The organism is Streptomyces zaehneri (assembly GCF_032248645.1).
In the GTDB taxonomy this organism is placed as follows: domain Bacteria; phylum Actinomycetota; class Actinomycetes; order Streptomycetales; family Streptomycetaceae; genus Streptomyces; species Streptomyces coriariae.
Genome location: NZ_JASTTJ010000021.1, coordinates 56,493 through 79,619 on the forward strand (window position 1 = coordinate 56,493; position 23,127 = coordinate 79,619).

Annotated in this window: 19 protein-coding genes; 12 read left to right on the forward strand and 7 right to left on the reverse strand. The window is 73.8% G+C overall.

The genetic code is table 11. The features are described from left to right. Nucleotides 1-152: 152 nt before the first annotated feature. From QQM72_RS29585 to QQM72_RS29615, 7 genes are all read right to left on the reverse strand, one after another. Complete coding sequence (locus tag QQM72_RS29585) at nt 153-3,053, reverse strand: poly(A) polymerase (RefSeq protein WP_314223892.1); 2,901 nt, start codon at nt 3,051-3,053, stop codon at nt 153-155. Beyond that, nucleotides 3,053-4,774 carry an RNA ligase family protein gene (locus QQM72_RS29590; RefSeq protein WP_314223893.1) on the reverse strand — a complete coding sequence of 574 codons (1,722 nt, stop codon included), beginning with the start codon at nt 4,772-4,774 and terminating at the stop codon, nt 3,053-3,055. Before QQM72_RS29590 ends, QQM72_RS29585 begins: the two co-directional genes overlap by 1 nt. 150 nt (nt 4,775-4,924) lie before the next feature. Then, complete coding sequence (gene meaB, locus QQM72_RS29595) at nt 4,925-5,911, reverse strand: methylmalonyl Co-A mutase-associated GTPase MeaB (RefSeq protein ID WP_314223894.1); 987 nt, start codon at nt 5,909-5,911, stop codon at nt 4,925-4,927. Between the two features lie 5 nt (nt 5,912-5,916). Further along, complete coding sequence (scpA, locus tag QQM72_RS29600; RefSeq protein WP_314223895.1) at nt 5,917-8,091, reverse strand: methylmalonyl-CoA mutase; 2,175 nt, start codon at nt 8,089-8,091, stop codon at nt 5,917-5,919. Continuing rightward, complete coding sequence (locus QQM72_RS29605; RefSeq protein WP_314223896.1) at nt 8,091-9,887, reverse strand: methylmalonyl-CoA mutase subunit beta; 1,797 nt, start codon at nt 9,885-9,887, stop codon at nt 8,091-8,093. Before QQM72_RS29605 ends, scpA begins: the two co-directional genes overlap by 1 nt. Before the next feature lie 379 nt (nt 9,888-10,266). Beyond that, entirely contained in the window at nt 10,267-11,685 is a 1,419-nt protein-coding gene (locus tag QQM72_RS29610; protein WP_314223897.1) for an amidohydrolase family protein, read from the reverse strand. Then, nucleotides 11,682-12,926, reverse strand: a complete 1,245-nt coding sequence (locus QQM72_RS29615; protein ID WP_314223898.1) for a CoA transferase — start codon at nt 12,924-12,926, stop codon at nt 11,682-11,684. Before QQM72_RS29615 ends, QQM72_RS29610 begins: the two co-directional genes overlap by 4 nt. A gap of 154 nt (nt 12,927-13,080) precedes the next feature. Here QQM72_RS29615 and QQM72_RS29620 point away from each other — a divergent pair, with 154 nt between their 5' ends. From QQM72_RS29620 to hypA, 12 genes are all read left to right on the forward strand, one after another. Next, nucleotides 13,081-13,395 (forward strand): DUF6400 family protein, encoded by a 315-nt coding sequence (locus tag QQM72_RS29620; RefSeq protein ID WP_314223899.1) that lies wholly within the window; start codon nt 13,081-13,083, stop codon nt 13,393-13,395. Further along, nucleotides 13,382-13,639 carry a hypothetical protein gene (locus QQM72_RS29625; protein ID WP_314223900.1) on the forward strand — a complete coding sequence of 86 codons (258 nt, stop codon included), beginning with the start codon at nt 13,382-13,384 and terminating at the stop codon, nt 13,637-13,639. The genes QQM72_RS29620 and QQM72_RS29625 overlap by 14 nt, the downstream gene beginning before the upstream one ends. A 231-nt stretch (nt 13,640-13,870) precedes the next feature. Further along, nucleotides 13,871-15,619, forward strand: coding sequence for an enoyl-CoA hydratase-related protein (locus QQM72_RS29630; protein WP_314223901.1), 1,749 nt, complete (start codon nt 13,871-13,873; stop codon nt 15,617-15,619). A 73-nt stretch (nt 15,620-15,692) separates the two neighbouring features. Beyond that, on the forward strand, nt 15,693-16,766 hold the full coding sequence (locus QQM72_RS29635; RefSeq protein ID WP_314223902.1) for an NADH-quinone oxidoreductase subunit B family protein: 1,074 nt from the start codon (nt 15,693-15,695) through the stop codon (nt 16,764-16,766). A gap of 81 nt (nt 16,767-16,847) precedes the next feature. Further along, nucleotides 16,848-18,629: a nickel-dependent hydrogenase large subunit gene (locus QQM72_RS29640; protein WP_314223903.1), complete on the forward strand. Its 1,782-nt coding sequence runs from the start codon at nt 16,848-16,850 to the stop codon at nt 18,627-18,629. Continuing rightward, complete coding sequence (locus QQM72_RS29645) at nt 18,626-19,162, forward strand: hypothetical protein (RefSeq protein WP_314223904.1); 537 nt, start codon at nt 18,626-18,628, stop codon at nt 19,160-19,162. Before QQM72_RS29640 ends, QQM72_RS29645 begins: the two co-directional genes overlap by 4 nt. Beyond that, nucleotides 19,159-19,800 carry a DUF5947 family protein gene (locus QQM72_RS29650; RefSeq protein ID WP_314223905.1) on the forward strand — a complete coding sequence of 214 codons (642 nt, stop codon included), beginning with the start codon at nt 19,159-19,161 and terminating at the stop codon, nt 19,798-19,800. The genes QQM72_RS29645 and QQM72_RS29650 overlap by 4 nt, the downstream gene beginning before the upstream one ends. Beyond that, nucleotides 19,797-20,489 (forward strand): DUF6084 family protein, encoded by a 693-nt coding sequence (locus tag QQM72_RS29655; protein WP_314223906.1) that lies wholly within the window; start codon nt 19,797-19,799, stop codon nt 20,487-20,489. Before QQM72_RS29650 ends, QQM72_RS29655 begins: the two co-directional genes overlap by 4 nt. Continuing rightward, nucleotides 20,486-21,925 (forward strand): hypothetical protein, encoded by a 1,440-nt coding sequence (locus QQM72_RS29660; protein ID WP_314223907.1) that lies wholly within the window; start codon nt 20,486-20,488, stop codon nt 21,923-21,925. Before QQM72_RS29655 ends, QQM72_RS29660 begins: the two co-directional genes overlap by 4 nt. Next, on the forward strand, nt 21,922-22,488 hold the full coding sequence (locus tag QQM72_RS29665) for a hydrogenase maturation protease (protein ID WP_314223908.1): 567 nt from the start codon (nt 21,922-21,924) through the stop codon (nt 22,486-22,488). The genes QQM72_RS29660 and QQM72_RS29665 overlap by 4 nt, the downstream gene beginning before the upstream one ends. Beyond that, complete coding sequence (locus tag QQM72_RS40970; protein ID WP_399079092.1) at nt 22,485-22,589, forward strand: DUF6893 family small protein; 105 nt, start codon at nt 22,485-22,487, stop codon at nt 22,587-22,589. The genes QQM72_RS29665 and QQM72_RS40970 overlap by 4 nt, the downstream gene beginning before the upstream one ends. 144 nt (nt 22,590-22,733) lie before the next feature. Next, nucleotides 22,734-23,126 (forward strand): hydrogenase maturation nickel metallochaperone HypA, encoded by a 393-nt coding sequence (gene hypA / locus QQM72_RS29670; protein ID WP_314223909.1) that lies wholly within the window; start codon nt 22,734-22,736, stop codon nt 23,124-23,126. Nucleotide 23,127: the final 1 nt, after the last annotated feature.

Below are 23,127 nucleotides of genomic sequence, written 5' to 3' on the forward strand. Positions count from 1 at the left end.
CCGCGCTGCGGAGGCCGCCGTGCCCGGTCTCGGCGGTCGCCCCGGCCGGAGCCGCATCGCCGCGGCCGGGCACTGCGCCGCGCAGGGCGCGGCCCTGCGGGGATGCGGACGTGGCAGCGCCCGGCGCGTCGGCGGTCGTCGTGTGTCAGCTGTCAGCGCACGGTGGGGATCGCCCCGCCCTCGACCCGTGTCACCTGGACGCCCGGCAGGCCCGTGCCCCATCGGCCGGCGATGCCCGCGAGCCGTTCCGCGTCGAGCGGTGTGTGCCCCATTCCGATCGCGTAGCACGCGCTCGCGGGTCCCTCGGTGGATGCGGGCCCGGGGGTGAGGGGCTGCGGCCAGGCTTGTGCGTCCCGCACCCCCGCCTCCCGCAACGCCCTGAGCAGCGCGCGCATACGTCCGCGTACGCGCCCGTTGAGCTCGTCGAAGACTTCCTCCTGCCGGCGCGGGACCGTCACGACGGCCCATGCCGCATGCCGCCGGTGCAGGGGCGGCGGGCAGAGCAGTTCGGGCCAGGGATCCGTGCCGGACCCGGCCGCGGCCTCCACCGTCTCCCAGGCGCTGTAGAGCTCCTGGCTCAGCAGGTCACGGCCGTGCGGGCCGACCTGTTCGGTGCAGGAGCGCACGGGGTCGCTGGGCGTCAGCACGGTCACGGCCGCGCCGGTCCCGCGACCCCCGGGGGCGAGACCGACGGGCTCGCGCCAGTCCCACGCGGCCCAGGTGCCGAAGAACCGTCGCAGCAGATCGCCGGAGTCCACGAGGTCCGGGGACCGGCGGACCGTGAGAGCCGCAAGCACCGCCCAGGCCACTCCGGGCAGGCCGCCGAACGGTGCCCCGTCCAGGCCGCGCGCCCGCGCCCACGCCTTCACTCCTCGTGCCAGCACCGCGAATTGCCGCCTTCGGTGGACGCCCACGGCCGTCAGGACGGCCTCCGCGTCGGAGACCGAGCTGAGCGCGATCGCCGCGTCTTCCCCCAGTTCGGCCCGCCGGGCCGGCGCGTCCTTCGCCGGCATCGACCCCGTGGCCACGACCACCAGATCCACGTCGAGCCCGCCGAACCGGAACCGCAGACCGGGCACGCGCGCGCCGACGACCTCGCGCATCCCCCCGACGCCCGGCAGCACCGCCGTGACCCGCTCCCGCACGGCCGCGAGGTCCACGGCGCCGGGCAGCGCCGCGACGACGTCCACATCGGATCCGGCGAGCGCGCAGCCCATGCGCCGCGACCCCGCGAGACGGACGGCGCCCTCGCCGAGCGCGTCCGTCAGGCGCCCCACGACCTGCTCGGCCGCCGTGTCGTCCGTGGCGGGCAGGACGGCCACGTCGGCGGCGGGCTCGGCCCAGTCCTCCCACCCGCGGTCGGGCCTGCCGAGGGCGGGCTCGGGAAGCCACCGCACCTCGCCGGTGCCGAGGACGACCGTGGCCCGCGGCCGCATCGGTTCCTCGCCCCGCCGGGACAGCAGGACCAGTTCGCCGATTCGCGCGGTCATCGGGGAGAGCCGGGCCGCGCAGTCGACGGCGACGGCCCGCGGGTCGGCGGTCCGGCCGAGGCTCAGGTGCGGGGTGAAGCCGTCGTGGCGTCCACGGCAGCGCGGGAAGCGCCGCACGAGTGCCTGCCACAGCTCCGCCCACGGCGTGTCGTCCTCGGCCGCGGGGTCCAGCCACACCGTGGCGCCGTCCCGGTGACCGAAGGTGTGCAGTCCCTCCAGCCGCGCCGTGAACGGCGCGACCTGCGCGGCCGCCGTGGCCAGCAGCGGGGCCGCCCGCTCGAAGTCCGACTCGGGGACGAACCCGAACAGCACGTTGACATGCGGCGGCCAGCGCCGGATCTGCACGTCGTGGTCGCGGCGCACGTCCTGGAGCGCCGGCCACAGTTCACGCGGAGGGACCCACGCCAGTGCCGTACGAGGCGTCGGCGCGACGTCGAGCACGTCGACGGGCGCGGCGGCACCGCGGTGCAGGTCGGCGGCGACCCCGTAGTGGTCGGAGACGAACAGCCCCGCCGAGTCGGGCGTGTCGCCCAGCAGCGCCGCCCCGGTGACGCGCGGACCATCGCCGGGGCGGACGAAGACGCGGTCGAGACGGGAGGCCCGGCCCGACAGCGACGAGACCGCGGCCAGCGGATTGACACCGGGATCGAAGGTCGGCGTGTGATCGTGCGGCCCGTGCGCCTCGGTCCAGGCGTCACGCATGCCGAGCGTGCGGGCCGGGCCGGGGCCGCCGTCGTTGAAGTCGCCGACCAGGACCAGGTCACCCGCCACGCCGGCCAGCCCCTCGGCGAGCCGGGTCAGTTCGGCGCCGCGCCGCGTCGGCCCGTCCTCGGAGTGGTCGCTCGTCAGATGGGTGGCGGCCACGGTCAGCGGTCCGGACACCGTGTCCACGACGACGGCGGTGACGGCCTTGTGGTGGCCCAGGACATGCAGGGCCGCCTCCCTCACCGGCAGCCGGCTGAGCAGGAGGAGACCGCAGTCGTCGACGTCCTTCCCGCAGGGGTCGGCGCCGACGGTGTAGTGGGCCCGCACCCACGCGGCGTCCAGCAGCATGGCCAGCAGCCCCGCCTCGACCTCCTGGAGGGCGATGACGTCCGCGTCGGCGCGTTCGAGCGCCTCCAGCAGCAGCGGGCGGCGCAGGGCGGTGTCGATGCGGTCGCTGTCGTAGCGGTCCCACAGGGTGTTCCAGGTCAGCACCCGTACCCGGTCCTGCCCCGTCTCACCCTGGGCGGACGCCGCGGGCACCCAACGCCCGGCGGACGCGTCCCACGCGTGCGGCGGGCGTGCCGTGAAGAAGGGCGCCCGCAGCCGCCGCGCCTCGCGCACCCGGCCGGCGCCGGACGCGTCGACGCGGTCCACCCCCGTGGCGCGGTCCCACACGACCTCGCCGTCCGCCTCCACGAACAGCACCCGGTGCCACGGGATCTCGCCGCCCGGCACGAACGTCGGCAGCGGCACCCGCTTCGGTGCCGCGCCGCGCTGGTTGATGCCGAGCACGAACCGCGCGGGGTCGAACCGGGGGTCCCAGCGCACGCGGTGATAGATCTCCTCGCTGGTACGCATCAGACGTCCTCCCCGTCCAGTGTGCCGTCGCGGTCCTCCACGGTCCCGTCCGCGCCCACGTACCAGGTGCGGTGCGCCTGACCGGGATACGGCGGCACGAACCGGCGCAGTTGGCCCGCGAGCACGTCTGCCGGCACCGGATGGGCCCGCGTGGCGTTGCGGCGCAGCAGTTCGTCCTCGTCGGCGAGCACCACGGCGTGCGTGACCAGCGCGTCCCGGCGACGGGCCACGGCGTGCACCAGGGACCGCTGGTGCGGGTTGAGCGACGTGGCGTCCCACACCACCGTGGCGCCGGCGCCGAGCGCTCCGTCCAGCCGCTCCAGCCCCTCCCGCAGTACCTCCCCGTTGGCCTTCTGGTCCGCCCGTGAGCCGCGCGCCGCACGCAGTCCGTCCAGTTCGACGCGCGCCGAAACGTCCTCGAGGCGCGCCGCGAAGGCGCTCTTGCCGCTGCCCGACGGCCCCACGAGGTGCACCAGCCGCGGGAAAGCCCCGCTCCGCCACCGCCATGTCGCCGCGACGGCCTCCTCCACGGTGGAGACCCGCCCCTGCGCGTACAGCTCCCGTGCCTCCGCCCAGCACCGGTCCCCGGCCGCACCGCCGACCGCCTCCTCCGCCAGCGCCCGGCGCAGCCCGGACCGCAGCGGCCCGAGCGGCCTCTCGCCGAGCAGCCCGGCCTCCTCGGCGTGCAGAGCCGACCACTGTGCCTGCTCCCGCGCCCGCTCGTCCCGCGCGACCGCCGCCGCCACGGCGTGCAGCACTCCCAGGTCGGCCGCGAACGACATCCGCACGAGTCCGGCCCGGCGCTCCGCGTCCGGGTACGGCCGGTGCACGGCGGCGTGCAGTCCCACCAGGTCGGCGACCCGCCTCGCGAGCGGCACGCCGAGAGACCCGGCGGCGCGGCTCATCAGCCACGGCCGTCGCGTGCGGTGCAGCAGCGCGGCGAACACCCCCGCGAGCCGCGCCTCGCCGCTCCGCCCCAGCGCGTCCAGCCGCGCACCCACCTCGGCGGCGGCGCCCGCGTCACCGTCCGCCACACCCACGACCGCGCCCAGCGCCCGCGCGTCCGGCGCGGCCCCGGACCGCACGGCCCACAGCGCGGCCGCAGGTCCGAGCCCGTTGGCGACGACCGCCGCGTGCATCCAGTGCGTCCCCGTCGTGACGTGCCCGGCCCGCACCCACTTGGCGACCCGCCCGGCGAAGTCCTCCCGCGCGAAGCCCTCGGCGGTGCGTACGACGTAGCCCTCCTGCCGACCGGTCTCCACCCGCAGCCGCCGCAGCGCCCGCTCGTCGAACGTCCCCCGCCACAGCACCGGCGGCGCCGGCACGCCCAGCCCCCGCAGGAACCGCACGGTCTCGTCCCAGCCCAGGCACCGGTCGCGCTCGTCCCACACGGAGAACCCGTAGAAGTAGCTGTCCAGGTCGTCGTACGGGATCGAGTGCCGCGCGTACAGGTTCTCTCCGCACACCCGCCACCCCGCCGGTATCCGCGCCCCCGCCCGCCCCTGGAGGGCCTTGACCCATGCTCGCGACGGATGGTGCGCGGAATCGAGCGAGCGGGCGTGCAGCCCGTCCGCGTAGAGCGTGGTGTTCTCCCCGTCGAGCTTCTCGGTGACGACGATCTCCCGCCCGGCGAACCCGCCCAGACCACCGGCCCGCACATCGTCCGCGGAGAAGCCCGGTGACCAGGGCACATGGGGGGTTCGGGGGTAGGGGGCGCGCATGGCCGCCACTATAGGAGCGCGCAAACGACCTGCTCCAACGGAATATCTACCGGCGGCGACCGCCCGCCGGCTGAACCGGCCGCCGCGCGCCGGCCCGGGGGAGTGCGACACCGGAGCGGCGGACCCACGCGAACGTGCGCGGGCGGTTCCTCAGTTCTCCTCTCCGCCGAACACCTTCAGGATGCGTTCCGCGGCCAGTGTGGCCGTCAACTCGCCTTCTCTGACCTGTTGTTCGAGGGCGGGTGCCAGGGCTCGTACCGCCGGGGCGGCGTGCAGGCGGCCGAGGAGTTCGTCGCGGACCATGGACCAGGTCCAGTCGACCTGCTGCTCACGGCGCTTGGCGGCGAGTCGGCCGGTGGAGTCGAGCAGGGTGCGGTGCTGTTCGAGGCGCTCCCAGACGGTGTCCAGGCCGGCCGCCTCGCGAGCGCTGCAACTGAGGACCGGCGGGGTCCACGCGGCGTCCCTGCCGTGCATGAGCCGCAGGGCGCCCGCCAGTTCACGGGCCGCGGCGCGGGCGTCGCGTTCGTGCGGGCCGTCCGCCTTGTTGACGGCGATGACGTCGGCCAGTTCCAGCACGCCCTTCTTGATGCCCTGGAGCTGGTCGCCGGTGCGGGCGAGGGTGAGCAGCAGGAAGGAGTCGACCATGTTGGCGACCGCGGTCTCCGACTGGCCGACGCCGACGGTCTCCACCAGGACGACGTCGTAGCCCGCGGCCTCCATCACCACGATCGACTCGCGCGTCGCCTTGGCCACCCCGCCCAGCGTGCCCGAGGTCGGGGAGGGACGGACGAAGGCCGCCGGGTCGACGGCCAGGCGTTCCATCCGCGTCTTGTCGCCGAGGATCGAGCCGCCGGTCCGGCTGGAGGACGGGTCCACCGCGAGCACCGCGACCCGGTGGCCCAGCCCGGTCAGCATGGTGCCGAACGCGTCGATGAACGTCGACTTGCCCACGCCCGGCACCCCGCTGACGCCGATCCGCCGCGCCTTGCCGCTGTGCGGAAGCAGTTCGGTCAGCAACCCCTGGGCCAGCGCGCGGTGATCGGGCCGGGTGGACTCGACCAGCGTGATCGCGCGGGCCACCAGGGCCCGCTTGCCGTCGAGCACACCCTTCACATACGTGTCGAGGTCGATGGCCATGGGGCTTACAGTTCGTGCCCGAGGCCGGCCGACAGCCGTTCGACCAGGTCGTACGCCGCGTCCGGGATCACCGTGCCGGGCGGGAAGACGGCGGCCGCGCCCATCTCCAGGAGCGTCGGCACGTCCTGCGGCGGGATCACTCCGCCGACCACGATCATGATGTCCTCGCGTCCCTCCTCGGCGAGTTGCTCGCGCAGCGCCGGTACGAGGGTGAGGTGTCCCGCGGCCAGGGACGAGACGCCGACGATGTGCACGTCCGCCTCGACGGCCTGACGGGCGACTTCGCCCGGGGTCTGGAAGAGCGGGCCGACGTCGACGTCGAAGCCGAGGTCGGCGAAGGCGGTGGCGATCACCTTCTGGCCGCGGTCGTGGCCGTCCTGGCCCATCTTGGCGACCAGGATGCGCGGGCGGCGGCCCTCGGCCTCCTCGAAGGCGTCCACCAGGGTGCGGGTGCGTTCCACGGACGGTGACTCCCCGGCTTCGTTGCGGTACACGCCGGAGATGGTACGGATCTGGCTCGCGTGGCGCCCGTACACCTTCTCCAGAGCGTCGGAGATCTCCCCGACGGTGGCCATCGCGCGGGCGGCGTTCACCGCCAGTTCCAGCAGGTTGCCCTCGCCGGCGGCGGCGCGGGTGAGTGCGTCCAGCGAGTCCTGGCAGGCGCTCTCGTCGCGTTCGGCGCGCAGGCGCCGCAGCTTGGCGATCTGCTGGGTGCGCACCGAGGAGTTGTCGACCTTCAGCACGTCGATCTGTTCGTCGGTCTCGACGCGGTACTTGTTGACGCCGATCACCGGCTGGCGCCCGGAGTCGATGCGGGCCTGGGTGCGGGCCGCGGCCTCCTCGATGCGCAGCTTGGGAATGCCGGCGTCGATGGCCCGCGCCATGCCGCCCGCCGCCTCCACCTCCTGGATGTGCTGCCAGGCCCGGCGGGCCAGGTCGTACGTCAGCTTCTCGACGTACGCGCTGCCGCCCCACGGGTCGATCACCCGGGTCGTGCCGGACTCCTGCTGGATCAGCAGCTGGGTGTTGCGGGCGATGCGCGCCGAGAAGTCGGTGGGCAGCGCGAGCGCCTCGTCCAGGGCGTTGGTGTGCAGCGACTGCGTGTGGCCCTGCGTCGCCGCCATGGCCTCCACGGCCGTACGCGTCACGTTGTTGAACACGTCCTGCGCGGTCAGCGACCAGCCGGAGGTCTGCGAATGGGTGCGCAGGGAAAGCGACTTGGGGTTCTGCGGGTCGAACTGCCCGACCAGCTTCGCCCACAGCAGGCGGGCCGCGCGCAGCTTGGCGATCTCCATGAAGAAGTTCATGCCGATCGCCCAGAAGAAGGACAGCCGCGGCGCGAACGCGTCCACGTCCAGGCCCACTTCACGGCCCGCCCGGATGTACTCCACGCCGTCCGCGAGCGTGTACGCCAGCTCCAGGTCGGCTGTCGCGCCCGCCTCCTGGATGTGATAGCCGGAGATCGAGATGGAGTTGTAGCGGGGCATCCGCTGCGAGGTGTAGGCGAAGATGTCGGAGATGATCCGCATCGACGGCTTCGGCGGGTAGATGTAGGTGTTGCGGACCATGAACTCTTTGAGGATGTCGTTCTGGATGGTCCCGGCCAGCTTCTCCGCCGGTACACCCTGCTCCTCGGCGGCCACGATGTAGAGGGCGAGGACCGGCAGCACGGCGCCGTTCATCGTCATCGACACGGTCATCCTGTCCAGCGGGATGCCGTCGAAGAGCCGGCGCATGTCGAGGATGGAGTCGATGGCGACGCCCGCCATGCCGACATCGCCGGTCACACGCGGGTGGTCGCTGTCGTAGCCGCGGTGGGTGGGCAGGTCGAAGGCGACCGACAGGCCCTTCTGGCCGGCCGCCAGGTTGCGCCGGTAGAAGGCGTTGGACTCCTCGGCGGTGGAGAAACCCGCGTACTGGCGGATCGTCCAGGGCTGGTTGACGTACATCGTCGGGTAGGGGCCGCGCAGATACGGGGCGATGCCCGGGTAGGTGCCCAGGAAGTCCAGGCCCTCCAGGTCGCGGCCCGTGTACAGCGGCTTGACCGCGATGCCCTCCGGCGTCTCCCACAGCGGCTCGTCACCGCCGGTGGCCTGCTTGACGGCCGTACGCCACTCGTCGGCGCCGCCGTCGGCGGCCGGGGTCCCCAGTTCGATCCCGGAGAAGTCGGGGATTCCCATCAGGACACTCCCATGCGGTCGAGGGCGGCGGAGAGCACGGCGACGGCGTCGCAGCCCGCGAAGACGTATGCGTCGACTCCCGGGTACTGCCCCGGGCGGCCCGCCAGGAACACGTGTGTGGCACCCGCGTCCTTGAGCTCCTGGGCCAGGGTCGCCGCCTGTTCCTCGTACAGCGCGTCGCTGGAGCACAGGACGGCCTCGGTGGCGCCGCTGTCCGCGAAGGCGCCTTGCGTGACGGGCTCGATGCCGCCGGCCTGGAACAGGTTCGCTGCGAAGCCGACGCGGGCGGTGTGCGCGGCGGCGGGGCCGAGGGCCGCCAGATAGACCCGCGGGCGGGATCCGGTCGCCGCCAGGTGGGCGTCGGAGCGGGCGCGCAGCCTCTCGTACGACTCGTCACGCCGTACCCGGGGCAGCCCGCCGGAACGGGGCGCGGGCGCGGGCGCCCGCTCCACCGGGCGCTCGCCGAGGTCCGGGAACTCGCTGACACCGGTGACGGGCTCGCGCCGCTTGGCCAGCTTCGCGCTGCGGGCCTCCCAGGTGTCCGCCAGGTCCTGGCCGATCCGGCCCGAGCACAGCGCGGCCGCCTGGCCGCCCGTCCGCTCGATCTCCTGGAAGAACTCCCAGCCCGCATGGGCGAGTTCGTCGGTGAGCCGCTCCACGTACCAGGAGCCGCCGGCCGGGTCGACGACCCGGGACAGGTACGACTCCTCGATGAGGATCGTGGACGTGTTGCGGGCGATGCGCCGCGCGAAGGCGTCCGGCAGGCCGAGCGCGTGGTCGAAGGGCAGCACGGTCACCGCGTCGGCGCCGCCCACCCCGGCCGCCAGCGTGGCGACGGTCGTGCGCAGCATGTTCACCCAGGGGTCGCGACGGGCCATCATCACCGGCGAGGTCACGGCGTGCTGCACCTGTCCGACCGCGGTCCCGCAGACCTCGGTGACCCGCGCCCACAGCCGGCGCGCGGCCCGCAGCTTGGCCACGGTCAGGAACTGGTCGGCGGTGGCCGCGTACCGGAACTCCAGCTGGGCGCAGGCGTGTTCCACCGGCAGGCCCGCCTCGGTCAGGTCCCGCAGGTACGCCACCGCGGTCGCCATCGAACAGCCCAGTTCCTGCGCGGCCGAACCGCCGGCCTCGTGATACGGCAGCGCGTCCACGGTCAACGCGCGCAGCCCCGGATACGCCTCGGCGCACCGGCGGGCGAGACCGGCCACGGGCGCGAAGTCGAAACCGCTGCCGGTACGGGCCTCGTGGCCGAGCGGGTCGGCGCCGAGGTTGCCTCGCGCCGCCTGCCTGGCGACGCCGCGCTCCTCGTACAGCCGCAGCAGCGCCTGCGCGGCTGACTCGACGTCACTTCCGGCGTCCAGGACGACGGGTGCCAGGTCGAGATACACGCCGTCGAGGACCTGACCGAGCGAGGCGACCGGAATGCCGCCGTCGCCGAGGACCAGCCACAGCGACGTGACGCCGTTCTCCAGGTCGGCGAGGACCGCGCCGTCGGCCGTGTGCTGCTGTCGCACGTCCCAGCCGCCGACGGAGTTCCCCTCCGCCCGGCCGCCGCGGACGAACGGCGCGAAACCGGGCAGGCCGGGGTCGGGCGCGGCGTCGTGCGCGCTGTACAGGGGCTGGAGGTGGAGCCCGTCCTCCAGCGCGGTGGACAGGGCCTCCTCGGCTGCCGCGTCCGAGACGTCCCTGCCCGACTTGCGCAGCACACCCGCCACGAGGCGTTGCCACTGCTCATGGGTCGCGTCAGGGAACTCGGCGGCCAGCGAAAGCCCGTCGTCGGGCAGGACCGTCATGCTCGGATGCTAGGCCAGACGGGCCGGGCGACAGCAGAGGGCGTGGCTGTGACCTTGGCCGCTTCCCCCCTGTGACCTCGGCCTCCCCCGGTCGCACGGACCCTTTCGGCAGGTGGGGGGCGCGTCGGCGCGCGGCGCACGCACGAGCGCTGACGGCACCCTGCCGGCGGGCCCGCCGCCGCGCTGCCGGTCCGGGTCCGGCGGCCGGCCCGCCCGCGGATCGCAGCCCGCACGCCGCGGCGCAGAGCGCTGACCGCGTCCGCGCGTCCGACGCGCGCCGCGACTCACCGGACGCGCGCCGCGATGCGCCAGGGCGGACACGGGCGCTTCCCTAGGCTTCCGGCCTCCGTTCCCACGTCGGACCGGGCGAACACCGTGATCAGTGCGGGCGCGACCACACGACGGCGCCGGCGATCAGCGTCGCGGCCACCAGGTCCGCGGCCGGCCGCTCCAGCGCCGCCGCTCGGGGTGCGCGCAGCAGGACGAGGTCGGCCGGTGCTCCCCGGACGACCCGCCGGGGCGGGCCGCCGGGAGCGTCGGGCGCGCCGAGGAAGGCGTCCAGGGCCTGCAGCGCGGTGAGGCCTTCCCCCGGGCCGACGACCTGTCCGGTCCGGGTACGCCGTCGTACCGCCGCGTCGATCACCAGCCACGGATCGACCGGCCCGTACGGCGCGTCGCTGGCCAGCGCGACCGGCACGCCGCCCTCGATCAGCGACCGCACCCGGTAGAGGTCCTGCTGGTCCCCGGCAGGGACGTCGCGCAGATAGTCGTCACCGCGGTCCGCGATGAACCCCGGCTGGGTCACCACGGCCGGACCGAGGTCCCGCAGCCGGGGGATGGACTCGGCGGGCACCAGCGAGGCGTGCTCGATCCGGTCGCCCGGGTGTCTGCCGACCGCGTCGAGAGCGGCGGTCAGGAGGAAGAACGCCTCGCGGGTCACACAGTGCACGGCCACCGCCCGGCCCGCACGACGTGCCGCGCGGACGCGTTCCACCAGGGCGTCGAAGCCCGGGAGGCCGGAGTCCGCGAGGACGATCTTGTAGGGTCCGGCGGTCGGTGACCGCGGGCCGCCGGGCGCGGTCCAGTGCAGGGGCGCCCCCAGCAACCGGACCCGCTGGGGCAGCGCCCCGGTGCGCACGGCCTCGCCGATCGCGTCGATCGCCGAGTCGCCGAGATCCGGGGTCGCGTCCGTGACATGCGTGATGCCCAGGCCCGCGAGCCGGGCGCCGACCGGCCGCAGATCGGGTGGCCGGGCCCCGGAGACCCGGGTGCGGAGCCAGTCGTCGGCGCGCCAGAGCCGGCCGGTGGGGCGGCCCCGCCCGTCGCGCTCGACGCCCGCGTGATCCGCGCGCGCGAGGTCCAGGGCCTGTGCCCCCACGCTGTTGACCGTCCACAGCGCGCCGCTGCGGTGCTGGACGCGCACCGGACGGGCGGCGTGCAGGCGGTCCAGCGCGACGCGGTCCAGCGGACCGGCGACACCCTCGGCGTACCCGATGCCGCGAACCCAGCCGCGTTCGTCGGCGGGCGCGCGAGCGAGGGCCTCGGCCAGTCCCTCCGGGGTGGTCACCGCAGGCGGGCCGCAGTCGACGGAGCGGGCGGCCGCGGCCATGGCGTGCAGGTGCACGTGATGGTCGCAGAGGCCGGGCAGCAGGGCCCCGCCCCGGGCGTCGAGCACGTCCTCGCCTCGGCGGGCCGTCAGCCGTACGCCGATCTCGACGACACTCCCGCCGCTGACGCGTACGTCCGTCACCGTGCGTCCGTCCAGCTCGGCGTCGCGGAGCAGCACTCCCGGCGTCATGGCGAGGGGATCCGCAGCTCGCGCAGGACCTCGGTGGTGTGCTCGCCCGGCTCGGGGGCGTGGCCGTCGATGGTCCGACGGCGGGGCGCGGCGACCGGCACGGCTCCGTCGCAGGTGTCGACTGCCCAGCCGGGGCCGTCCCGGCGAGCGGTCCCGGTGGGGGAGCCCGGGGCGGGGGCCAGGGTCGCGGAGACCACCTGGGACATCGCGACGTCGAACAGCCGTCCCCGGCCGTTCTCCGGTGCCGACAGGGCGAGTTCGGCGGCGAACAGGCCGGTCAGCGGGTCCGCGAGCGCGTCGCCGCAGAAGACCGGCTCCCCCCGGGCGTCCTGGGCCACCAGCCCCGCGCCCGCGGCCACGTCGTCGCCGAAACCGACCCGCGGGGAGCCGCGGCCGTCCGCCGTGACGGACACCCAGATCGTGCCCTGCCGGGCCGATGCCTCCGCGTCGAGACCGAACCCGGCCAGGGCGCGCGGGCGGGACGCCTCGATGACGATGTCCGCCGCGTCGACGAGCGCGGCCAGCGCTCGCCGCCCCCCTGCCGTCGTGGGGTCGAGGAGAACGGCGCGGTGGCCCGCGTGCAGCAGCCGGAAGAAGCCGGGGCTGCCCCGGCGCGCTCCGTCGAGGCGCTGCGGCGTCTCCACCTTGACCACGCGGGCGCCGGCGAGGCCGAGCAGCTGGGCGCACAGCGGGCCTGCCCACAGCGCGCTGAAGTCGACGACGAGAAGGCCCGCAGGAGACCTGGGGCGACCGGGCGCGGGGAGCGGGCGGGCCGGGAAGGGGGCCACGGGCGTGGCGGCGAGACCGAGCAGCGCGGCCCGCTCGGCCAGCTCCGCCCCGGTGTGCGTCCGCAGCCACGCGGCGACCGTGGGCCACGGGTCGTCGGGCAGGGCGGCGCCGACCAGCGCCCCCAACAGCAGCGGATCGTCGGGGCGGGCGCAGGAGACGGCCGCCCAGCCGTCCGCGGTGGGCAGCAACCGGCCCGCGCCGCCCGCCGAGACCCGCCCCTGCCGGCGGTGCCCGGTGAACGCGGCCCGCTCCGCGAGGAGCGACGCGCCGTCCACCCGCACCGGATGAGCGCCGTCCGCCGTGGCGGCGGCGAGCCGTGCGGAGATCCGGCCGGCGAAGACGGCCGCGCTCCCGGGTGGTACCAGCGGTGGTCCGTCGAGGTGCCCGGTCAGCGCCATGACACCGCTGCGCGCCCAGTCCGCCGCACCGGCCCCGGCCCGCTCAGTCGACACGGCGCCAAGACTACGCCGATCACCGGTGGCAATGTCATGACCTGAACACGGCCGTGCGTCCCGGCGCACCCGGGGGTGGGGAAGGACCCGGACCGCTGTGACTTCTCCCACCTGCTCTTGTCGGGGCGAGGAAGGTTTACCTACGTTCGGTCACATGTCCCCCCATGATCCCGCCCTTCCTGACGAGCCGGACGAATCCGGCGCGGCGGGCCGGCCCGCCGCGGACCGGCCCGGCGCCCACCCCTCGGCCGACCTGACCATCGACCTGACCGCCCACGAAATGCTCCGGCGCGCCCATGTCCTGGACGCGCTCGGCTCCGACTGGGACCCCGTCACCGCGCTGCGCGACGAGGAGGCGGCGTACGGGCTGCTGTACTCCGGCCTCGACGCGGAGCAGCAGCGCATGTACGACGAGCTGGTCGCGGCCGGCGTGCTGCCGCGCCGAGGGGGTGGCCATGCTGCCGCTTGACCCCCAGGCCGACATCGGGCGCCGGGCCTGGGTGGCCTGCCCCAACTGCGACGACCGACGCGGCTGCGCCACCTGCGAGCAGGGGCGCACCTGCTCCGAGCACTGGTGCTACCTGCTCTCCAACGTCGGCAGCCTGCTGCACCTCCAGTGCCGGTCGTGCACCCACATCTGGGCGCACGAGACCCATTTCGGCGCCACCCGCTCCCCGTGGGAACGCGTCACCGGCGGCCTGCGGCGACGGTGATCCCCTTCGGCGGCCGACGTGGGACGCCGGTTTCCGGCGCCGCCGTGGGTGAGGTGCGCGCCCGCCGGTGAGGTGAGGGGGCCGGTGGGTGAAACCGGACGACGGACGTGTGCCGCTTTCGGATGATTTGGGATGATCCGACCGCCTGTCGTCGGGGACGGCGGGCCGTCCGGGCCGAGGATCGCGGCGGCGGCCGATTCTGCCTGCCGTTCGTCCCGCCCGGAGGCAGCCGTGCACATCCTGCTCCTAGCCAGCGCGTTCAACAGCCTCACCCAGCGTGTCCATGCAGAACTGCGCGACCGCGGCCACCGGGTGGCGGTGGAACTCGCCCTGCCCGGCAGCTCGCTGCCGGACGCCGTGCGACGGCACGCGCCGCAGCTGATCGTGGCGCCGATGCTGAAGTCGGCGATCCCCGAGGAGGTCTGGTCGGCCCACACGTGCCTCGTCGTCCACCCGGGGCCCGTGGGCGACCGCGGACCGTCCTCCCTGGACTGGGCGATCCACGAGGGCATCGACGAGTGGGGAGTCACCGTCCTCCAGGCCGACGGGGAGATGGACGCCGGTGACGTGTGGGCCTGCGTGCCCTGCCGGCTGCCCCGGGTGTCCAAGAGCGAGCTGTACCGGGGCGAGATCGCCGACGCCGCGCTCGAGGCCGTCCTGCTGGCGGTGGACCGCTTCGCCGGGGGCACCCACGTGCCGTGCGAGCAGGACCAGGTCCGCGCGGCCGACGCCCGCCTGCGTCCGCGTCCGTACCTGGACCAGAGTGTCCGGCGCATCGACTGGGCCGAGGACGCGACCGGGACCGTCCTGCGCAAGCTGAGGGCGGCGGACTCGCAGCCCGGTGTGCTGGACGCGCTGCTCGGCGGCGAGTGGTACCTGCACGGCGGTCACCCCGAGAGCGTGCTGCGCGGCAGCCCGGGCGAGCTGCTGGCGACCCGGGCCGGAGCGGTGTGCCGGGCCACCGGGGACGGCGCCGTGTGGATCCCGGAGCTGCGGGCCCGGCGGCTTCCCGGACAGCCGCCGACGTACAAGCTGCCCGCGGCCTTGGCCCTCGGCGACCGGCTGCCGCCCCTGCCCGAGGTGGCGGAGGCCACCTGGACGGACATCCGCTACCGGGAGAGCGGCGACGTCGGCTTCCTGTCGTTCTCCTTCCCCGGCGGCGCCATGAGCACGCGGCAGTGCCGCCGGCTGCTGGACGCCTACCGGGAGGCGTGCGCGCGGCCCACGTCGGTGCTGGTGCTGGGCGGCGAGCGGGACTTCTTCTCCAACGGGATCCACCTCAACGTCATCGAGGCCGCCGACGACCCCGCCGCCGAGTCCTGGGCGAACATCGACGCCATCGACGACCTGGTCGAGGCCGTCCTGACGACGACCGACCGGCTGGTGGTCGCGGCGCTCGCGGGCAACGCCGCGGCGGGCGGGGTGATGCTCGCCCTGGCGGCGGACGAGGTGTGGTGCCGCTCGGGTGCCGTGCTGAACCCGCACTACCGGCTGATGGGCCTGTACGGCTCGGAGTACTGGACGTACACCCTGCCCCGCAGGGTGGGCCCGGCGGTGGCCGAACGCCTCGTGCGAGAGGCGCTGCCGGTGAGCGCGGCGAGCGCGCTGGGCCTCGGGCTCGTCGACCGGGTGGTGGACGGTGGTCCGGGAGCCTTCGCGGCCAAGGTCGGCCGCCTGGCCGCGCACCTGGCCGCCCTGCCGGCGACGGGCAGCCGGATCGCGGCGAAGAAGACGGAGCTGGAGCGGCGGGAGAGCGAGACCCCACTGGCCGCGTACCGGGAGCGGGAGCTCGCCCGGATGCGGCGGACCTTCGACGACCCGGACGCCCCGTACCACGCGCTGCGCCGGGCGTTCGTGCACAAGGAACGCCCCGCGGGCACCCCGGCGCACCTCGCCGCCTCTCAAACCGATCCGGGCCCGTCTGCCGCCGAATTCACCGGAACGGCCCCCCATGACATCCCGTCGCGGCCCATCGGCTGATACCAAGAATCCGATGAACGCGGAAAGTCCTGAAACGGGGCTTTCATTCCTCACCTCCCCAGGAGGCGGTCCCATGACTGAGGCGACGACGAAGACGGTCGGCGCTGCGCCCGCCGACGAGACACCCACGATCCACATTCTCTGGATCAACGCGGGGCTGAGCTGCGACGGCGACTCGGTCGCGTTGACGGCGGCCATGCAGCCCAGCATCGAGGAGATCGTGCTCGGCGCGCTGCCGGGGCTGCCGAAGATCGCCGTCCACTGGCCGCTGATCGACTTCGAGTGCGGTCCGGTCGGCGGCGCGGACACGTTCATCGAGTGGTTCTTCAAGGGCGAGCGGGGCGAGATCGACCCGTTCGTGCTGGTCGTCGAAGGCTCCATCCCCAACGAGGCGATCAAGCCCGAGGGTTACTGGTGCGGCTTCGGCGACGATCCGGAGACCGGCCAGCCGATCACCACCAGCGAGTGGATCGACCGGCTCGCCCCGAAGGCACTGGCGGTCGTGGCCATCGGCACCTGCGCCACCTACGGCGGCATCCACGCCATGGCGGGCAACCCGACCGGCGCCATGGGCCTGCCGGACTATCTCGGCTGGGACTGGAAGTCCCAGGCCGGCATCCCCATCGTGTGCGTCCCCGGCTGTCCGATCCAGCCCGACAACTTCTCCGAGACGCTCACGTACCTGCTCTACCAGGCGACCGGCGCCGCCCCGATGATCCCGCTGGACGACAAGCTGCGTCCCACCTGGCTGTTCGGGGCCACCGTCCACGAGGGCTGCGACCGCGCGGGCTACTACGAGCAGGGTGAGTTCGCCCTGTCGTACGACTCGCCGAAGTGCCTGGTCAAGCTCGGCTGCTGGGGTCCGGTCGTCAAGTGCAACGTGCCCAAGCGCGGGTGGATGAACGGCATCGGCGGCTGTCCGAACGTCGGAGGCATCTGCATCGCCTGCACCATGCCCGGCTTCCCCGACAAGTTCATGCCGTTCATGGACGAGCCGCCCGGAGCCAAGCTCTCCAGCACGGCCAGCGGCGCCTACGGAGCCGTGGTCCGCAAGCTGCGCTCGATCACGGCGAAGACGGTGGACCAGGAGCCCAAGTGGCGCCGCACCGGAGAGAAGATCACCACCGGCTACCGGCCCCCCTGGTGACGCCCCACCGCGAGTGACCCGCTTCTGCTTCGCGCACCCCCCACACCCGAACCCCGCGCAACGAAGGGCACGGCAAAGACGATGGCAAGGACGAAGGCGGCCGGCGACGGCAGCGGCCTGGTGGAGATGGCCTGGGACCCGATCACCCGGATCGTGGGTTCCCTCGGCATCCACACGAAGATCGACTTCAAGCAGAAGCGGGTCGCGGAGTGCTACAGCACCTCGTCGGTCTTCCGCGGCTACAGCGTCTTCATGCGCGGCAAGGACCCCCGCGACGCCCACTTCATCACCAGCCGCATCTGCGGAATCTGCGGCGACAACCACGCCACCTGTTCGGTGTACGCGCAGAACATGGCGTACGGCGTGAAGCCCCCGCACCTCGGTGAGTGGATCATCAACCTCGGCGAGTCCGCGGAGTACATGTTCGACCACAACATCTTCCAGGAGAACCTGGTGGGGGTCGACTACTGCGAGAAGATGGTCAGGGAGACCAACCCCGGCGTCCTCGAACTCGCCGAACGCACCGAGGCCCCGCACGCGGCCGAGCACGGCTACCGCACCATCGCCGACATCATGCGCTCGCTGAACCCCCTCGAAGGCGAGTTCTACCGCGAGGCCCTCCAGGTCAGCCGCTACACGCGCGAGATGTTCTGCCTGATGGAGGGCCGCCATGTGCACCCCTCCACCCTCTACCCGGGCGGCGTCGGCACCATCGCCTCGGTGCAGCTCTTCACGGACTACCTCAGCCGCCTGATGCGCTACGTCGAGTTCATGAAGCGCGTCGTGCCGCTGCACGACGACCTGTTCGACTTCTTCTACGAGGCGCTGCCCGGCTACGAGGAAGTGGGCCGCCGCCGGGTACTGCTCGGCTGCTGGGGCGCGCTCAACGACCCCGAGTACTGCGACTTCACCTACGCCAACATGTCCGACTGGGGCCGGCGGATGTTCGTCACGCCCGGCGTCGTCGTGGACGGCAAGCTCGTCACCAACGACCTCACCGACATCAACCTCGGCATCCGCATCCTGCTGGGCAGCTCGTACTACGAGGACTGGCAGGGCCAGGAGCAGTTCGTCACCCACGACCCGCTCGGCAACCCGGTGGACCCGCGCCACCCGTGGAACCAGCACACCATCCCCGCCCCGCAGAAGCGGAACTTCGACGACAAGTACAGCTGGGTCATGTCCCCGCGCTGGTTCGACGGCAAGGACCACCTCGCCCTGGACACCGGCGGCGGCCCCCTCGCCCGTCTGTGGTCCACGGCGCTGTCCGGGCTCGTCGACATCGGGTACGTCAAGGCCACCGGCCACAGCGTGGTCATCAACCTGCCGCGCACCATGACCAAGCCGGAGACCAGCTTCGAGTGGAAGATCCCGAAGTGGTCCAACGCCCTGGAGCGCAACCGTGCGCGCACCTACTTCCAGGCGTACTCCGCCGCCGTCGCCCTGCACTTCGCGGAGAAGGGCCTGGCGGAGGTCCGCGCCGGACGCACCCAGACCTGGGAGAAGTTCGAGGTCCCGGACGAGGGGCTCGGCGTCGGCTTCACCGAGGCGGTCCGCGGCGTCCTCTCCCACCACATGGTGATCCGCGACGGCAAGATCGCCAACTACCACCCGTACCCGCCCACTCCCTGGAACGCCAGCACCAGGGACACCTACGGCACGCCCGGACCGTACGAGGACGCGGTGCAGAACACCCCCATCTTCGAGGAGAACACCCCGGAGAACTTCAAGGGCATCGACATCATGCGCGCCGTCCGCAGCTTCGACCCCTGTCTGCCCTGCGGCGTCCACATGTACGTCGGGGGCGGCAAGACGGTGAAGTCCATGCACGTGCCCACCGGCCTGAGCGGACTGGGCGGATGAGCGCGCCCACGGCGGCGCGACCCGTCGACGCGGAACAGACCGGACGCCGGGTCGAGGAGGTGCTGGACCGGCTGGCCGCGAGCGGCGACCCGGCAGCCGCCGAGGCGGCCGAGGAACTCGTCCGCTCCCTCATGGACTTCTACGGCGCCGGTCTGGCCCGCGTGCTCCATCTGCTGTCCGGCGCCCCGGACGGCGACCCGTCGGCGGCCCTGCTCGGCGACGAACTCGTCGCCGGCCTCCTCGTCCTGCACGACCTGCACCCCGAGGACCGTGACACCCGCATCGCCCGAGCCCTCGACAGCGTCCGCGAACACGCCCTGGACGTCGTGGACTTCGACGAGGAGAGCGGCACCCTGACCCTGCGGGCCCGGGAGGCCGGCGGCTGCGGATGCGGGTCCGGCGAGAGCGCCCGGGAGGCCGCGCGCGCGGCCCTCGCCTGCTTCGCACCGGAGGTCGGCGCGGTCGACGTACAGACCGCGCCCGCGGGGCCCACGCTCCTGCAGATCGGCACGGCACCGACGGGCGCCCGATGACGGCGTCCCCGGCGACGCGCACACCCGGCCTGCGCAGGTTCCTCACCGAGCGATCCCCGCGCCCCGAACGGTGCGAACTGTGCGCCGTCCCGGTCGAGGCGGACCACCGCCATCTGGTCGACACCGAGAAACGCGCCCTCGTCTGCGCCTGCGCCGCCTGCGCCCTGCTGATGCAGCAGCAGGGCGCCGCCGCGGGCCGCTTCCGCACGGTCCCGGCCCGCTACCTCACCGACCCGGCGCACGGCCTCCACGAGAGCGCGTGGGACGCGTTGCAGATCCCGGTAGGCGTCGCCTTCCTCTTCCGCAACGCGGCGCTCGACCGGCTGGTCGCCCTCTACCCGAGCCCGGCCGGCGCCACCGAGAGCGAACTCGAACCGGCCACCTGGACGGCGGTCCTCGGCGGCAGCCGCCTCGCCGGACTGCTCGAACCCGACGTGGAGGCGCTGCTGCTGCGCCGCGCCCACGGGCGCTTCGAGCTCCACCTCGTACCGATCGACATCTGCTACGAACTGGTAGGCCGTATGCGCCTGTTGTGGCAGGGCTTCGACGGCGGGGCCGAGGCCAGGGCGGCGCTGGACGCGTTCTTCGCGGACGTCGCGCGACGCGCCCGGCCGGTGGACGAGGAGCCGCGGCCATGACGGAGTTCTCCTTCGCCTGCACCGGCGTCCGCGCCGACCGCTACGCCGCCGGACCCACCCTCGTCTTCCGGCTGCGCGTCACCGCCGCCGACGGCGCGCGGGTGCACGCCCTCGCGCTGCGCTGCCAGATCCGCATCGAACCCGCCCGCCGCGGCTACGGGTCCGCCGAGGCCGACGGGCTGGCGGACCTCTTCGGCGAGCGCTCCCGCTGGGGCAGCACGCTCCAGCCGGTGCAGTTCGCACAGATCTCGCTCATGGTCCCCGGCTTCACCGGGGAGACCGAAACCGACCTCGTCGTCCCGTGCACCTACGACATGGACATCGCGGCGACCCGCTACCTGGACGCCCTCACCAGCGGAGAGGTCCCGCTGCTGATGCTGTTCTCCGGTACGGCGTTCGTCGGCGAAGGCGGTTTCCGGGTCGAGCCGGTGCCGTGGGACCGGGAGGCGGCGTTCCGGATGCCGGTCGCGACCTGGCGGGAGATGGTCGAGCAGCACTTCCCCGGATGCGGCTGGATCCGGCTGCCCCGCGACACCATGGACGCCCTCCTCGCCTACCGCTCCCGGCACGCGCTGCCCTCCTGGGACGCCACCCTCAAGGCCCTCCTCGACGACAGCGGCAGCGCCGCCGCGCCCCGGCGCGACCCGCTGCGCGCGCTCACCGGCACCACCGGAAGGACGGATCCGTGACCGTCACCGCGTTCGCCTCCGGGACGGAGGCGCGGTTCGCCCTCGCCCGGCAGGTGGCCGACGCCGTCCTCTTCGAGGGCTATGTGCTCTACCCGTACCGCGCCTCGGCGGCCAAGAACCGGCTGCGCTGGCAGTTCGGGGTACTGGTGCCGCCCGGCTGGGGCGCCGAGTGCGAGGAGCACGACTTCCAGCACACCGAATGCCTCATGGAACCGAAGGCGGGCGCGACCCTCTCCGTCGAGGTGCGCTTCCTGCACGCCCGACGGCGCACCGTGCAGCGGGCAGGCCCGGACGGCGGCTTCGAGACGGTCGCCGAACTCCGCCTCGACGACCGGGTGCTGGTGCCCTGGGACGAGGGCGGCGAGGAACGGGTCGAGGTCGTCGTACCGGTGGACGGACTCCTCGGCGACGGCGTCACCCGTCCCTTCCGGCGCCCCGCCCGGGAGGACACCGAACCAGTCCTGGACGCGGCCGGCCGCACCGTCGGCCGCCTCCTGCGGCGGTGCGAGGAGATCAACGGGACGATCCGGCTGTCGGCCCGCGAGCTCGACGGCCCCTACCGGGTCCTGCGGCTGACCGCCGTCGTCGAGAACACCAGTGACTGGACGCCCTCCGAGGCCCGCGACGCCGGCCGGGACGCCGCACTGCCGCACTCCCTGGTGGCCACCCACCTCCTCATGGGCCTCAGCGCCGGATCGTTCCTGTCGATGACCGATCCCCCCGAGTGGGCGAAGGGGGCGGTCGCCGCCTGCCGCAACCTGCACACCTGGCCGGTGCTCGCCGGCGAGACCGGCACCGCCGACCTCGTACTGTCCTCGCCGATCATCCTGGAGGACCATCCGGCCATCGCACCGGAGAGCCCCGGCGCGCTCTACGACGCCACCGAGATCGACGAGATCCTCGCGCTGCGCACCGCGGCCCTCACCGACGAGGAGAAACGCGAGGCCCGCGGCACCGACGAGCGGGCGGCCGCCGTGATCGAGCTGGCGGACTCCATGCCGGCCGAGGTCCTGGAACGGCTGCACGGGGCGGTGCGCAGTCTGCGCGAGGCGACCGGCCCGGCCCCCGTCGCCGCGGACGCCGGCTTCCCCGACGAGCACGGGGTGCAGCGCCCGGACACCCCCTGGTGGGACCCCGCGAGCGAGGCGGGCTTCGACCCGGCGCAGGACCACGTGGTGGTGGACGGGCGGCAGGTGGGCAAGGGCAGCCGCGTCGAGCTGCGCCCGGGCCTGCGGCGCACCGACGCGCAGGACATCTTCCTGCGCGGCCGCACCGCGACGGTCGAGGCGGTGCTGCACGACGTCGACGGCGGGGTGCACCTGGCGGTCACGGTCGACGGTGACCCGGGCGCCGACATCCGCCGCGAGCAGGGCCGGTTCCTGTACTTCCAGCCCGACGAGGTCACCCTGGCCGAGGACGCGGAGGACGACGCATGAGCCGTCCCGCACCGGCAGCTCCGAGGACGCTCGTGGCGGGCATCGGGAACATCTTCCTCACGGACGACGGCTTCGGTGTGGAGACCGCCCGCCGGCTCGCCGAGCGCGACCTGCCCGGACACGTCGAGGTCGTGGACATCGGAGTGCGCGGGGTGCACCTCGCCTACCAGCTCCTGGACGGCTACGACACCCTCGTCCTGGTGGACGCCACCGCGCGCGGCGAAGCCCCCGGCACGCTGTACGTGATCGAACACGACGTCGGCGGCGGCAGCCCGCCGCCCGGCACGCCCGCCCTGGACGGCCACCGGATGACCCCCGACGCCGTCCTGGCGCTGCTGGGCACCCTGTGCGCCGGGACCGGCGGCGAGCCGCCACGGCGCGTCCTGGTCGTCGGATGCGAACCCGCCACGGTGGAAGAGGGCATCGGTCTCAGTCCGCCGGTGTCCGACGCCGTACCCCAGGCCGTCCGGCTGATCGAAGAGCTGCTGTGGAACCGGGGGCCGGGAGAGTCCGCGCCGCGGGCCACGGCCGACGGGATCTCGACACGAGGAGAGACGGGATGAAGAAGATGATCATCGGCGGAGCGGCCCTCGCGGCCCTGGTCGCCATCGCCGCCGAGGTCTTTCCCGACGTGCGGCGCTACCTGCGCATCCGACGGATGTGAACCACGGCCGCCGCCGGGGTGCCGCGCGGTTGCGTCGAACGGCGTACCCGGTGGCCGGTGACGGCGTGCCGGGCCGTGCGGCCCTGGTGCGCGCGCCTCTAATGAAGGCCGACCGCAGGCAGGCCGCGACAAGGACGGAGACCCATGCACGAGATGTCCGTCGCGCTGGCCGTCGTCGACCAGGTGGCAGAGGCCGCCGAGCGGGCCGGCGATGTCACGGCGGTGCGATCGGTACGGCTCCAGGTCGGCGAACTGGCCGGCGTCGTACCCGATTCGCTCGCCTTCTGCTTCGAACTGGTCTGCGCCGGAACCCTTCTGGAAGGCGCCGAACTGGTCACCGAGGCGGTGCCGGGTCGGGCCCGTTGCACGCCCTGCGACCACGAGTGGGCCGTCGGCATGCCACCCCGGCTGACCTGCCCCGCGTGCGACGGGACGACCACCGATCTGCTCGCGGGCCGGGAGCTGCGGATCGCCGCCGTGCAGTGGGAGACCGGCGATCCCACGCCCACACGCGAACCGATCTCCGAGGAGTGCTGAA